Genomic DNA, 14,019 nt, shown 5'->3' with positions numbered 1-14,019 from the left:
TTATAATCAATTTTTGAAAGGATCGAGGACATGAATTTTCATTATCATATATTAATTAATCCCGCAGCCGGCAGCGGCAATGCGGCAAAAACTGCAAAGAAAATCATCCAACTGCTAGATGACGGTGATTATACATACACGCCTTATTATACGGAAAAGCCAGGCGATGAAAGAGAAATTGTTGAACGACTCGTTGCGTTACTGAGCCCTTGGTCAAAAGACTGCGAGAAGGAACATATCGATCATTCGTTTCATCTGTTAGTCGTCATCGGCGGTGACGGGACATTGCATCAAGTTGTCAATCAATTTTACGCTATGGATATCCAGCGTCCAGTCAGCTATATTCCCGCAGGTTCAGGAAATGATTTTGCTCGCGGAATCGGCTTGTCACGTGATCCGGAAAAAGCCTTTGAGCAAATTACTTCTGCTTTACAGCCGCAACCAATCAACGTCTTTCATTATGAAGAAAAAATTCGTGAAGAACAGGGGATTATTTTGAATAATGTGGGAATCGGCTTAGATGCCTTGATCGTTGCGACGACAAATGCCTCTACTTCAAAAAAAGTGTTGAATAAATACCACCTTGGATCAGCTTCTTATGCGTTGTATCTAGTAAAAGCAATCTTTACTCAAAAAACGTTTCCGATTCTTGTTGAATTGAACGGACAAAGCTTGAGTTTCCAGCGAACCTTTCTATGTACCACTACAAACATCCCTTATTTTGGTGGTGGGGTAGCTATTGCACCTATGGCTGATCCAAAGAAAGATGCGATCGATCTTGTGGTGGTTGAGAAGCCGAATCTGCCTGCAATTTTGCGCTTTTTACTTCAGCTTTTGCGGAAGAAGCATACAACGAACAAACACTATCAGCATTTTACCAGCAGTAAAATTCGAATTGTTTCTGTCGTTCCACAGCACGGGCAAGCAGATGGTGAAGATATGGGGGAACGTTCCTTTGATATGAACTTCTCCACGGCAACCCAATATATCTGGTATGCCGACAAAAGGACTGAAAAATAAATCCGTGGATTTATTTTTCAGTCCTTTTTTGCTTACATAAACATTGCTGGCGTAACACCCTCCATCCCGATCATCGGGTCGATGGTTTGGGCAGCAATTAATTTTGGTGTTAATGTAGCTGGTTCATTCTTCGCTGCTTTTTGTTTTTCCTCTACAGCTTCAAAAGGCTCTACCTTAGGCTGTACTGGTGCTACGTCCTCACCCTTCATGATCCGTTCGATCAGAGTGGTTTTTCGCACGGCGGACTCTCGGTTTACACAGGCTTGAAAAGCCTCTTCTTCCCCTAATAAGATCAACAAATCCTTGCTGCGTGTCACTGCGGTATAAAGTAAGTTTCGTTGCAGCATTCGAGAATATTGTTTTACCATGGGCAACAGCACCATTTTAAATTCGCTACCTTGCGCCTTATGAATCGAACAGCAGTAGGAAAGTTTGATCTTGTTCCATTCTGTACGCTTGTAGCTAACTTCATTACTGTCAAACTGGATGACCAGTTCATCTACTTTATCATCCGATTCTTTCGCTGGAATAATTCCAACTATGATTCCCATGTCACCATTGAAGACGTTGAGCTCTGGATTGTTGACTAACTGAAGAACCTTGTCACCGATCCGATAAACTACATCGTTCCATTGAACCTCTTTTTTCCGTCCATCATTGGGATTGAAAATCTCCTGCATCATCTTATTGATCGCATCGATCCCAGCAGGACCACGATACATTGGCGCTAAAACTTGAACATCTTGGGCCGTGAATCCTTTTTTCTTCGCTCGTTCAACCACCTGTTTAACAACTTCTTCCATTTGAAACGCATGGCAAGCAATGAAAGAGCGGTCCTGTTGGTTTTTTCTAAAATCCTGCGGCAGCTTGCCATCTTTGATCTCATGGGCTAGTGGAATAATAGAAGAACCGTCTCCTTGACGATAAATATCCGTCAATTCCATCTTTGGAATGTCTGCAATTTGCAGCAAATCATGGAAAACTTGTCCCGGACCAACAGATGGTAATTGGTCCTTATCTCCCACCAAAATCACCTGCATGTTATCAGGGATTGCCTTTAACAGCGTATTTGCCAACCATGTATCTACCATCGACATTTCATCCACTATCAACAAGCCGCCATCAAGTTCTTTGGCATCAATATCTGGCGTATCATCATTGGCATTCAAGCCCAATAAACGATGGATCGTACTTGCTGGCAGACCAGTCGTTTCATTCATACGTTTCGCTGCACGACCTGTCGGTGCCGCCAAAAGAATTGGAAAAACTGCGTTCGTATAATCTTTTGGGTCCAAAGACAAATCATTTAATTCAGCGAATAGCTTAACGATCCCGTTAATTACCGTTGTTTTCCCTGTTCCGGGTCCCCCTGTTAGGATAAACAACGGGGAGCGAATCGCTTCTTTAATCGCTTGATCCTGTGAGTCGCCATAAGTGATCTTTAGCTGTTTCTCAATCAAGCGCAGCTTTTTATCAATGGTCGCTTGAGGATAATTGATTTCTTTTTTACGAGCTAGCAGTCGCTCAATCGAAGAAGCAATGCCCCATTCACTATAAAACAAAGTATTCTCATAAATTTTGGTGGCTTCCTGCTGAATCTTTTCCTCCTCCACCAATTGGATAATCATCGTAGCAATTTGATCTGGCGCTATCTCCACTGGACGGGTTGTTTCTAGAAGCTGCAGAACTTCAGTCAGTAATTGCTGCGCCTCGACATATGTATCCCCGCTTTGATTGGCATCTTCATTGACCTGATGAAAAATCGCGGCGCGAATACGCTGCGGACTATCCGCGGCTATCCCTAACTGCTCAGCAAGACTATCTGCCTTTTTAAAGCCGATGCCTTCGATATCTTCAACCAGCTGATAAGGATTTTCGGCAATGATCTCCAGAGCCTCGTTTCGATAGGTCTGAAAAATCGCAAAGGAAAGATGACTGCCGAAGCCATAGCGGCTCAAGCCGACGATGATTTGTTCCATTCCATGATTTTGACGAATCGTGTCTACGATCACCTTCTGCTTCTTCGCATTGAGATTAGGAACCTTTGCTAATACTGCCGGATTCTCCATAATCTGATCAATGGCCTCTTCTCCTAAAACCTCGATGATTTTCTCAGCGGTTATCTTTCCGATCCCAGGAAATTTTTCGCTGGAAAGGTAATTAATCAAACCGTTGGCAGAAGTAGGATGCGCCTGTTCATAGCTTTCTACTAAAAATTGTTTTCCGTAACGAGGATGATCAACAAAATGTCCGAAGAAGCGATAGTCTTCATCCTCTTGCACATCACCAAAACTTCCCGTAACAACGATCTCTTGTTCAAGATAGTCACTATTGGTTTCACTGACTTTAATCAGCAACACCTTATAAAAATTACTAGGATTTTGGAAAAAGATCGCTTTTAGTGTTCCCACAATGTATAGCTGTTCTTCCGACATTTCGCTCCTCCCTTCTACTTCCTATTATAATAGTGAATCTGGTTTGGCTCCGGTACCTTCTAAAAAGCTGACGTCATTCCATTGGATCAATTCATACGGTGGTTTACTGCTCGTTGCTTCTAAAATTGTCAGGCTATTATTAAAGAGGCCGCCCATCTCTCTTAATTGACTTAACGGCTTTCCCGTCAATGCTTGGATAGCCGCGGTTAATGCCGCTCCGTGACCGACAAAAAGAAGCGGTCCCTCTTCTGCTTCTGCGACTGCTTGTTCAACTAAATGATTGATGCGATTTAGCATATCTTCAATTTTCTCTCCGTCAAAGGGAGCTGGATCATACAAGTCTAAGTGATGCCGCAGGTTGACCATATCTTTAGGGTAACGTTCCTCAATCACAGGAATCAGCTGTCCTTCCAATTTCCCTAAGCCGAGCTCTCTTAAATCCTCTGAACGAATGATTTCCGTTGGCTGCGTTAGCTGCTTATTGATTCCTTCTGCGGTTAGGTATGCCCGCTTCAATGTACTCGTATAAATCTTCTCAAAGGGGACATCCTTCAATTCTTTTCCAAGCATTTTGATTGCTTCTTTACTTTCAGGTAATAATGGAGAATCTCCCATCATTCCCTGGAAACGTTTCTCTTGATTCCATTGTGTTTTTCCATGACGAGTAAAATACAGTTTCATAAAAATCCCTTTCCGCGTCTAATCTCTAGTCTAACTTATCGTTTTCATAATGATGCGTCAATTCTAAATTTGGAAAGCTTTGCTGACGTAACGCTTCGTATACAACTAAAGCCACCGTATTTGAAAGATTCAATGAACGAACATGTTCATCATTCATAGGGATGCGCAAACATTTTTCTTCATTTTCTCGCATAAACTCTTCTGGCAGCCCCGTAGTTTCTTTCCCAAACATAAAGAAATGATCTGCGTCGTCTGTATAATCGATTTCTGAATACGTCGCATTCGCAAACTTTGTGATCAAATGCAGCTGCTGATCGCCTAAGTACTCTAGAAATGCTGCTAGATTTTCGTGATAAGTAATATTTACATCATTCCAGTAATCAAGACCTGCACGCTTTAAATGCTTATCATCTGTTGAAAACCCCAACGGTTCAATCAGGTGCAAGGGTGAATTGGTCGCCGCACAAGTTCGTGCAATGTTCCCTGTATTCGCTGGAATCTGCGGTTCAAATAGTACAATATGGTTTGTCATGTTGATTTCCCTCGTTCTTATTTCAGTCTTTATTTTCACAAAGCTATTCTATGATAGCTCCTTCATTGTTTTATCTACACAAATCTTTCTAATTCACAAACACAAGAAGCATGTTCAGGAATTCGCATAAAAAAAAACGTACCAACTCGGTGTCTAGCACGGCGAGTCGCTACGTTAGTGAAGCACTTTTCACTAACTTTTATCAGAACAGGAACCTGATAAAAACCAATGAAAAACAACTTGTTAGTACTATAACATCACGAAGTCACAAATGCAACCTTCTATTTTCAGGAATTTGAATGAAAGCGATTACTCTCATAACCTTTTAATATTTCGATATCTACTGTTATCTTCTTCAAAGGATTCGCCGCTAATTTCGCTTTTACAGCTGGAGAAACCTTCCATTCCAACGGTGACATCTCCAGTAAATCCAATCGATTTTCTTCTGGTATATCAAACTCATAGGTCACCCGTTCCCGGTGGGCAATCGAAAGCTCCTCTGTGAAGCGCTGAATAACTGCTTCATTGGAGTACGTTTCCCCATCAGGATGGTACACCTCTCGCAATTCCTTTAAGTAGCCCGCTTGAGGAACAATTTTGACCACACAGCCATCAGGCTTCATCACTCGCTTAAATTCGCGATAGTGTGAAGGCGAAAAAATATTTAGGATTGTATCAAAAGAATCGTCCGCAAAAGGCAGATTCGTCAAATCCGCGACACACCAAAAAGCCTCCATCGGTTGATTGCTCGCAAGATATATGCCTTCCTTAGCAATATCAAAACCAATCGATACTGGATTTTCCTTTCGCTGGGTAATCTGCTGTAGGAAACTTCCTTCACCGCAGCCGACATCCAATAAATTCCCAGTCTGCATTAATTTCGCAATCTTTTCAATTACAGGCTGGTACATTCCAGAACGAATCATTCGTCCACGTGGGGCAAACATTTCATTGTCATAGTCCGTCTTGATCTGATGGTCTAAAAAATACACCGTGCCTTTTTTTGATAAGTCAAAGCGATGGCCTTCACCACAAATCAGGCTCTTCTCTCGTTGGATCATTTCACGGTGACATTTTGGACAACGAAACAATTCCTGCTGCTCAGCCAAAAATAATACTCCCCGATCAATTTTTTTAAGCATCTTTCCACTCCTTTTTTGCTCTCCTATCATAGCATAGTTCTTCTATTCCTACTATCGTCGAGATGTGCTAAACTATACGCGAGACGTTGATTCGTCAAACAAATCGGGAGAGATCCCTGAGCTTAAAGAGGCGACATCTCTTAGGCTTGATTTTTCAAAAATTAGGACACAATTGGAGGATTCAATCTTGATTAAAGAATTTTGTGCAGAAAATTATACGGATATTCCCAAAGCGATCCAAGCAGGTGCAGGACGCATCGAGCTATGTGACAACTTGGCTGTAGGCGGCACCACGCCAAGCATGGGGGTTATCGAAGAAGTCCTAGCTTACGCTGGTGAAAAGCACGTTCCTGTTATGACAATGATTCGTCCACGTGGCGGCAACTTTGTCTACAACGATATTGAATTGAAAATAATGGAAAATGATTTGATCCATGCTAAAAATGCGGGAACAGATGGTGTTGTTTTCGGGTGTTTGACCGAAGACAATGAAGTGGACGAAGAAGCTCTGGAAATGCTGATGGGCAACAGTGAAGGCTTATTAACGACTTTTCATATGGCTTTTGATGAGCTGTCAAAAGAAGAACAATTTAAGACCATTGATTGGTTTGTCCAATTAGGAATTGACAGAATCCTGACTCACGGCGGACCTTTATCGACTTCTATCGAGGACAATCTTCCTCATCTTAAAGAGCTCGTCGATTACGCGGCTGGACGGATTATCATCCTGCCCGGCGGTGGCATCACTGCGTCAAATGCAGAAAAAATCGCTCAAGCTTTAGGCGTCAGCGAGGTTCATGGAACAAAAGTCGTTCAATTTTAGACATAACTATTCAATTAAAAAGACCTGACGCAGCAACTAAAAAGCTGTGTCAGGTCTTTTTGATTACGCTAAATTCTCGCCATTCGTCGCAATAACTTCTTTGTACCAGTAGAAAGAATCTTTTCTCAAGCGTTCCAATGAACCATTGCCTTTATCATCTTGATCCACGTAAATGAACCCATAGCGCTTCGCCATCTCACTGGTGCTGGCGCTGATCAAATCAATACAGCCCCAAGGGGTATAGCCCATTAATTCGACGCCTTCATCAATCGCCTTCGCCATTTCGTTAATGTGGTCACGTAAGTAATCGATTCGATAATCGTCATGGATTTTTCCATCCTCTGTGACAACATCCTTCGCTCCTAAGCCGTTTTCAACAATAAACAGTGGGATTTGGTAACGATCATACAATTTGTGCAGTGTGATCCGCAAACCGACCGGATCAATTTGCCAGCCCCAATCACTTGCTGCTAAGTATGGATTTTTCTTAGAGCCTAATAGATTTCCAGCGGTTTCTTCTCCTGATTTCTCATGGGAAGCAATGCTGCTCATATAGTAACTGAAGGACATGAAATCTACGACACCTTGTCTTAAAATTTCATCGTCTCCGGTTTCCTTTTTGATCTCAATCTGGTGATCACGGAAGAATTTCTCCATATAACGAGGGTAATACCCACGAATCTGAACGTCAGAATAGAATAGATTCGTATGATCCGCCTCCACACTCTCCATAACATCCAACGGATTCGACGTTTCAGGATAAGCCTCCTGACGAGCAAGCATACAACCGATCTGCGCATCCGGCAGCATCTCGTGACAAGCTTTGACTGTTAGTGCACTGGCAATAAACTGATGATGGGCTGCCTGATATTGAGCTTGCAGCATATTATCCGTCTTATCTGCTAATAAGCCGCCACTTAAATATCCAGTCATGCCAATGATATTGATTTCATTAAAGGTCAGCCAATATTTTACTTTCCCTTGATAGCGCTTGAATAATACTTTCGCATAACGGACAAAAGCATCCACCGTTTCGCGACTTTCCCACCCGTTTTGTTTTAATGCCAAAGCTAAAGGAAATTCATAGTGAGAAATCGTCACTAAAGGTTCGATTCCGTACTTTAAGCATTCGTCAAATAACGAATCGTAGAAAGCCAAGCCTGCTTCATTTGGTTCACGATCATCTCCGTTTGGAAAAATTCGCGGCCATGAAATCGACAATCGAAACGTTTTGAACCCCATCTCCGCAAACAATGCAATATCTTCTTTATAATGATGGTAGGCATCAATCCCAAAACGCTTCGGATAGATTCCTTCTGTATCCTTCATGGCAAATTCAACTTTTTCAGTGGTCATAGGCTGAAGCAGTGAAATATTTACTTTATCAGGATTTTCCTCAAAAAGAGCCGTATCCGCCGTTGACCAGCCTTTTCCGTCCTCTAAGAATGCACCTTCCCATTGATTCGCAGCGACTGCGCCGCCCCATAAAAAATTTTTCGGAAATTTACTCATCTTCTCATCCCTTCTGAACAATTAGTGTATAATTATCATTACTTTATTAGTCTAGCACAGATGAAACGCTTGCTGATTTCACCTTTGCGAAGGCATTTTCTTTTTCGCTGTTTATTTTCATAAACATGAAAATGATCCCTAAAAAAAGGAGTCGTCCTATGTTCAATATTTATGAGCTGTTGAATTATTTAAATCGGCACAATTCTGATAAAACCTATTCAAAAATCATCGCCTATCTCTTCACACACCAAGAGGAAATCCAAAAATTAACAATTTCGCAAATCGCCGAACAGTGTTTTGTTTCTCCTGCGACGATGACGCGTTTTTGCCAAACTTTTGGCTTTTCGTCCTTTTCACATCTAAGGGAGGCACTTGATACCAACGAACGAATGAAAAGCTATAACTCTTTAAGAATGAAAAAAGCAGACTTTCAGCAGTTGCAGGATCAGCCAGAAGCTTTTCTGACAAATTATGCTGCTGAAATAAGTGCGGCATTAAAGGACATCCTGACGAATATGGATTATGGGCTCGTAGATTGTTTGCTTGAAAAAATAAGGGACGCTGAAAGAGTCATTCTGATCGGTTATACAACCACCTTAGAGCTTGCTCGAAATATGCAGGTTGATTTTATCGCTTCAAACAAATTGACTCATGTTCCAGAAAATGAGGCGCTTCAAAAAATTGCGATTCAACAGGCGGATGAAAATACAGTGATTTTGGTTCTTTCCTCCTACGGGACTATCCTGACCAGCCATGTTGATTTGATCAATCAAATTAGTAAACGGCCAGCCCATTCTGTTCTGATCACTCAGCACACACAAAATTTGATTACAAACCTTTTTGATCAGGTTTTAAACTTGACCAGCACCAACTATGTTCAAATTGGAAATTATCCGTTAGAATTTTTCTGTGATTATTTTGTTCGACGCTATGCCAGCCTAAATGAAAAAAGAAAATGATTCGCTTATGACAACTGCGAATCATTTTCTTTTTTCTTTGATGAATGATTTTAATTTAAAGAGCCATTTATTTTCTTTTAAGCGAAGACGCACGGGATATCGTCCTGTCTTATAGTCCTTGATCTGTCGAAGGCGATCAGGAAAAATATTCAACGGTAAATTCTGGAGATCAAAGAAATTGAACGCCACGTATTCATGAGAGTCCATTTTACTTTGGGAAACCGCTTCTTGAACCTTATAAACATAGGTAATATCTTCATAATGCTCTTTTGTATAGATGCCAATCAAATCTTCAACGTTGCTGTCAAACGCCAGCAACTCCTTAACTAAACGCTGAATCCCCTCTCGCTCATTCTCATCAGGCAAAAGATCCCCACCTGGTAAATCCCACACAGGTACCCCTTGACGTCGAACAAGCAAAATCAATCCATTGCGAATAATAACGGCATAAGCTTTTTTCAAAATTTTCTCACTACTTTCAGCATATGTCTTTTCAGTTACACTTAACTACCGATGAATCGTTCCATAAAGAGACTGGCAATATTAAAGTAAATCAACACGCTTGTCAAATCACTCAGCGTGGTAATGAATGGCCCACTGGCAACGGCTGGATCAAAGCCCAGCTTTTCCATAATCATCGGAATCCAGCTACCTGCCAAAGTAGCCACGGTAATTGCTGCCATCATTGCTGTTCCAATCACAAAGCCTAAAATGAAATTATGTTTCCAAATACCTACAATAATGAAAATCGTCACACCTGTCACAAAGCCTGTAACAAGTCCTGTCAAGATTTCACCCAAGACCAGTTTACCAAAATTTTTCTCATTGTCATCAGAAATCGCCAAACGACGTACAGCAACCGCCAGTGATTGGGTCCCGGCATTTCCGGCAGTCCCAGTGATCAATGAGATAAAGACAGCCAAAATACTCGCCTTACTAACCAACGCCTCGTAATGATTGATCAAGGTGGCTGTAGTCATTCCTAAAAATAGCAGCGTAATCAACCACGGCAACCGCCTAGAAGCCGCTTTGACGGGATTCTCATCCACTTCTTCGACATTAACCCCGGCCAAACCAGAGTAATCGCTGGCCGCTTCATCATCGATAACGTCAATGATATCATCGACAGTAACGATCCCTAATAAATGATCTTCATAATCTGTGACCGGTAACGCTAGGAAATCGTAGTCACGGAAGGTCTGTGCTACATCCTCTTGATCATCACCTACGTGAACAGATATCACCCGCTCGCTCATGACATCAGAGACCATCGTATCATCGTCATTCACGATCAGATCACGTAGAGAAATAACTCCTACAAGCTGATTTTCATCATTTACTACATAAGTATAATAGATTGTCTCGGCAATTTGTGCTTCTTTTTTTAACACATACATGGCGGAACGAACCGTTTGATTCGCTACAATTGAGACATACTCCGTGGTCATCAATGAACCAGCAGTATCGTCTTCGTAATGCAGCAGCTCACGAATCTCGTTCGCATGCTCAGAATCCATTAGACTCAGGTACTTAGCTACTGGCTTTTTATCTAATTCATTCAGTAAGTCAACCGCGTTATCGGTATACATTTCAGACAACATGTCCGCTGCATATTGCGGACGCATCTCACTCAGATACTCATCCATATGTTCATCGTCTTCTTCAATGACGTCAAACATATCAGCCAATTCTTTGGGTGATAGGTAGGAATAAACTAATTGACGCTCTTCTTGATTCAAAGATTGATAAAATTGCCCCTGATCATAGAAATGCATCTCTAGAAAATGATCGCGAAAGGACTGCAGTTCATTCTGGTCCAGTTCCTCCCTTAATTGTTGGAAATGTATTTCTAGCTCTTCTTGGTTTTCATCCATCAATCTCACCTACCTCTTTTTTATGTAGCAATTTTTCATAGAAAAATTGCCTCGATTTTCGTTTCGGATATCATTCTGCTATACTGCTTGTTTGGTCATTGTTCGACTCTTCTTAGTTTCGTTCTTTGACTCTGATTTTCTGGGAAAAGCAGAACTGACAACCTACCTCTTTTTTATGTAGCAATTTTTCTATGAAAAATTGCCTCGATTTTCGTTTCGGATATCATTCTGCTATACTGCTTGTTTGGTCATTGTTCGACTCTTCTTAGTTTCGTTCTTTGTCTCTGAATTTCTGGGAAAAGCAGAACTGACAACCTACCTCTTTTTTATGTAGCAATTTTTCATAGAAAAATTGCCTTGATTTTCGTCACGGATATCCTTCTGCTATACTGCTTGATTGGCAATTGTTCTACTCTCTTTTGTTTCGTTCTTTGTCTCTGAATTTCTGGGAAAAGCAGAACTGACAACCTACCTCTTTTTTATGTAGCAATTTTCCTTAGAAAAATTGCCTTGATTTTCGTCACGGATATCCTTCTGCTATACTGCTTGATTGGCAATTGTGCTAATCTTTTTTGTTTCGTTCTTTGTCTCTGAATTTCTGGGAAAAGCAGCATTTTCTTTTATTTAAATCGTGGCTGCTATTGTTGCCATATCTTCAGCCAACGGCAGTTCAAAATGCAACGGTTCACTGCTGAAGGGATGGGGAAAGGTCAGGGAATAGCAGTGTAATGCCTGACGTTCAATGCCTAAATCTAGCGAACCATCATATAGCTCGTCACCCAAAAGCGGACAGCCGATTGCTGAAAAATGCACTCGTATTTGATGGGTTCGACCTGTGTGAAGCTGGATATCAACTAAAGCACACGTCTGATTTCGCTTTTTCAACCAATATTCTGTCTCGGCTTTTTGACCCGTTTCAATGACCTGACGTTTCAACAATGACGATAAATCACGTCCAATCGGCATCGAAATATTCCCATGACTCTGTAGGGAATCCACTTCTCCTGAAACAAGTGCTTGATATTTTTTGACAAATTGCTTCTTCTGCAATCCTTGATCCAGTTTGGCATGGGCGAAACCATGTTTGGCAAACAGCATCAAGCCAGAGGTATCTCGATCCAATCGAGTTACGACATGCACCACCTGATTGGCATAGTTTTGCTTCACATAGTATGCTTTGACTCGATTCGCCATCGTTCCTCGCGGGTGGTATTGTGCTGGAATAGAGGCGATCCCGGCTGGTTTATTTACAACAAGGACATGCTCATCTTCAAAAACAATCTCGATCGGTACTTCGTCTGCCAGTAACGTTTCATGGGGCTCCTCATCTGGAATCACAACAGTTACAATATCATGGGTTTTTAGAGAAAACAAGACGTTTTGTTCTGTCTCATTTACTAAGATTTTTCCACCTTGAAATTTAATTTTTGCCAGCAATTTTTTCGAAATGCCCTGATGCTTTAAAAACGTTCGTACAATTGAGCTGGTCTGCTCTTCATAAGTCCATTTGAATTCCACAAAACTAATCCTCTCGAATAAAGGCATCTTTTACTCGATGCCAAAAATGCATATGCCGATAGGAAGCAAAGTGAATGCGCTCCTCGGCGATTTTGTATTTGATTGATGCAATTCCTTTTCGATTAATATCTAATTGATCGATGGTAATCAAATGCTGTTCATCGCTCTTCAACCGCACATCGATCCATTCATGGGAACCAATGATACTTGGCGAACCCAGGGTACGGAATACTCGATTGTTTAATGACGCAATTTCAGCTAATTGCATTGCATTGATACTTGGATGAACGACTGCGCCGCCTACACTTTTGTTATAGGCTGTCGAACCAGTTGGCGTGGAGATCGCTAATCCATCACCTCGAAACCGTTCAAATAACTCTTCTTTAATGTAAACATCCGCCACCATCGTCCGGCTTCCTTTACGAATCGTGGACTCATTTAGAGCCAAAAAGTGTTTTTGGTCGCCTTCTGCCGTCGTCAATAAAACATCTAACAGTGGGTAGCTGACGCTCTTTCCTTGCTCACAGCTCAAGCTGTTCACTAACTCAGGAAGCTCGTAATCACGCCAGTCAGTGTAAAAGCCTAGATGTCCCGTATGGACACCTAAAAAACGCACCTCATCTAAGCGATGATTATAGCGGTGAAAGGCCGATAGTAATGTTCCATCGCCGCCGATCGTAATCACTAATTCCGGATCACGATCCACGATATGCAGGTCCTCTTTCTCTGCTAATAGGCCGCGCAAACGCTGCAGCACTCGAATTGATTTTTCTTCTTGATTATGAATGATTCCGATCCGTAGTCCCATGCCGACCCACTTTCTTTTTCTGTTCCTTACGATTAAATACATGCTGTGCTTCTTGAATCTCATCGCGAATGCTGGACATCTCTTCATCTAGCTGATACGCCGCTTCGGCTGCACGAAACAATCGCTTCTGAATATCCTCAGGAATTTGACCTTTATATTTATAATTCATGGAGTGCTCAATTGTTGCCCAAAAATTCATGGATAATGTTCGAATCTGAATTTCGGCAAGCAATTTCTTCTCACCCTCCAGCATCTGTACTGGATATTCGATCACTAAATGATACGACCGATAGCCGCTGGCCTTTCGATTCGTAATATAATCTCGTTCTTGAATGACCTTCATATCATTTCTACGTCGCAAAATTTCCACGACTAAAGGAATGTCCTCAACAAATTGACACATGATACGCATGCCTGCCATATCAGACATCTCATCTTCTAAACGCTCTAACGGGATCCCCCGCAGCTCTGCTTTGTTAAGGATGCTTTCTACTGGCTTCACGCGACCGGTGACAAACTCAATCGGCACATGATCTCCGCTTGTGCGGTATTGTTTTCGCAATCCACGTAATTTTATCTTCAACTCCGCTACTGCCAATTCATACGGAGCAAGAAACGAATCCCAGTCTCTCTCCATCGCCTATCCCTCACTTCATTTTTCCATTCTTTCTTATCTTATCACAAACCTTCTGCAGAAAGAATTATCATATTTTCT

At 41.7% G+C, this 14,019-nt stretch carries 13 protein-coding genes; 3 read left to right on the top strand and 10 right to left on the bottom strand.

What is annotated here, in order from left to right; translation table 11 throughout:
- Nucleotides 1-30: 30 nt before the first annotated feature.
- Nucleotides 31-1,020 (top strand): diacylglycerol/lipid kinase family protein, encoded by a 990-nt coding sequence (locus tag IGI50_RS05080; protein WP_218256973.1) that lies wholly within the window; start codon nt 31-33, stop codon nt 1,018-1,020.
- Between the two features lie 32 nt (nt 1,021-1,052).
- Here IGI50_RS05080 and recD2 read toward each other — a convergent pair whose 3' ends face one another.
- From recD2 to IGI50_RS05060, 4 genes are all read right to left on the bottom strand, one after another.
- Nucleotides 1,053-3,455 (bottom strand): SF1B family DNA helicase RecD2, encoded by a 2,403-nt coding sequence (gene recD2 / locus IGI50_RS05075; RefSeq protein ID WP_438776358.1) that lies wholly within the window; start codon nt 3,453-3,455, stop codon nt 1,053-1,055.
- 24 nt (nt 3,456-3,479) lie between these two features.
- Nucleotides 3,480-4,136, bottom strand: a complete 657-nt coding sequence (locus tag IGI50_RS05070; protein ID WP_438776357.1) for a histidine phosphatase family protein — start codon at nt 4,134-4,136, stop codon at nt 3,480-3,482.
- A 25-nt stretch (nt 4,137-4,161) separates the two neighbouring features.
- On the bottom strand, nt 4,162-4,668 hold the full coding sequence (gene trmL / locus IGI50_RS05065) for a tRNA (uridine(34)/cytosine(34)/5-carboxymethylaminomethyluridine(34)-2'-O)-methyltransferase TrmL (protein ID WP_010746485.1): 507 nt from the start codon (nt 4,666-4,668) through the stop codon (nt 4,162-4,164).
- A 287-nt stretch (nt 4,669-4,955) separates the two neighbouring features.
- Nucleotides 4,956-5,810 (bottom strand): methyltransferase domain-containing protein, encoded by an 855-nt coding sequence (locus IGI50_RS05060; protein ID WP_438776356.1) that lies wholly within the window; start codon nt 5,808-5,810, stop codon nt 4,956-4,958.
- Nucleotides 5,811-5,997: 187 nt separating this feature from the next.
- Between IGI50_RS05060 and IGI50_RS05055 the strand changes: the two genes are divergently transcribed.
- Nucleotides 5,998-6,633, top strand: coding sequence for a copper homeostasis protein CutC (locus IGI50_RS05055; protein WP_218256968.1), 636 nt, complete (start codon nt 5,998-6,000; stop codon nt 6,631-6,633).
- Between the two features lie 63 nt (nt 6,634-6,696).
- Here IGI50_RS05055 and IGI50_RS05050 read toward each other — a convergent pair whose 3' ends face one another.
- On the bottom strand, nt 6,697-8,145 hold the full coding sequence (locus IGI50_RS05050) for a glycoside hydrolase family 1 protein (RefSeq protein WP_438776355.1): 1,449 nt from the start codon (nt 8,143-8,145) through the stop codon (nt 6,697-6,699).
- Between the two features lie 158 nt (nt 8,146-8,303).
- Between IGI50_RS05050 and IGI50_RS05045 the strand changes: the two genes are divergently transcribed.
- Nucleotides 8,304-9,104 (top strand): MurR/RpiR family transcriptional regulator, encoded by an 801-nt coding sequence (locus tag IGI50_RS05045; protein ID WP_218256966.1) that lies wholly within the window; start codon nt 8,304-8,306, stop codon nt 9,102-9,104.
- A gap of 21 nt (nt 9,105-9,125) precedes the next feature.
- Here the strand turns inward: IGI50_RS05045 and IGI50_RS05040 are convergent, their stop codons facing one another.
- From IGI50_RS05040 to IGI50_RS05020, 5 genes are all read right to left on the bottom strand, one after another.
- Nucleotides 9,126-9,566: an NUDIX domain-containing protein gene (locus IGI50_RS05040; RefSeq protein WP_438776354.1), complete on the bottom strand. Its 441-nt coding sequence runs from the start codon at nt 9,564-9,566 to the stop codon at nt 9,126-9,128.
- A gap of 41 nt (nt 9,567-9,607) precedes the next feature.
- A complete protein-coding gene (mgtE, locus tag IGI50_RS05035) occupies nt 9,608-10,978 on the bottom strand; it encodes a magnesium transporter (RefSeq protein ID WP_010746491.1) in 1,371 nt (456 codons plus the stop codon).
- Nucleotides 10,979-11,602: 624 nt separating this feature from the next.
- Entirely contained in the window at nt 11,603-12,496 is an 894-nt protein-coding gene (locus IGI50_RS05030) for an RluA family pseudouridine synthase (RefSeq protein ID WP_438776353.1), read from the bottom strand.
- Nucleotides 12,497-12,500: 4 nt separating this feature from the next.
- Nucleotides 12,501-13,304, bottom strand: coding sequence for an NAD kinase (locus tag IGI50_RS05025; protein WP_218256963.1), 804 nt, complete (start codon nt 13,302-13,304; stop codon nt 12,501-12,503).
- Complete coding sequence (locus tag IGI50_RS05020) at nt 13,276-13,941, bottom strand: GTP pyrophosphokinase (protein WP_010746494.1); 666 nt, start codon at nt 13,939-13,941, stop codon at nt 13,276-13,278. Before IGI50_RS05020 ends, IGI50_RS05025 begins: the two co-directional genes overlap by 29 nt.
- Between the last annotated feature and the right edge of the window lie 78 nt (nt 13,942-14,019).

Origin of the sequence: Enterococcus sp. DIV0170, assembly GCF_051710765.1 — a bacterium.
GTDB classification, from domain to species: Bacteria; Bacillota; Bacilli; order Lactobacillales; family Enterococcaceae; genus Enterococcus_A; species Enterococcus_A raffinosus.
Note: the sequence above shows the minus strand (reverse complement) of the source record. Positions and strands in the feature narration are given on the sequence as shown.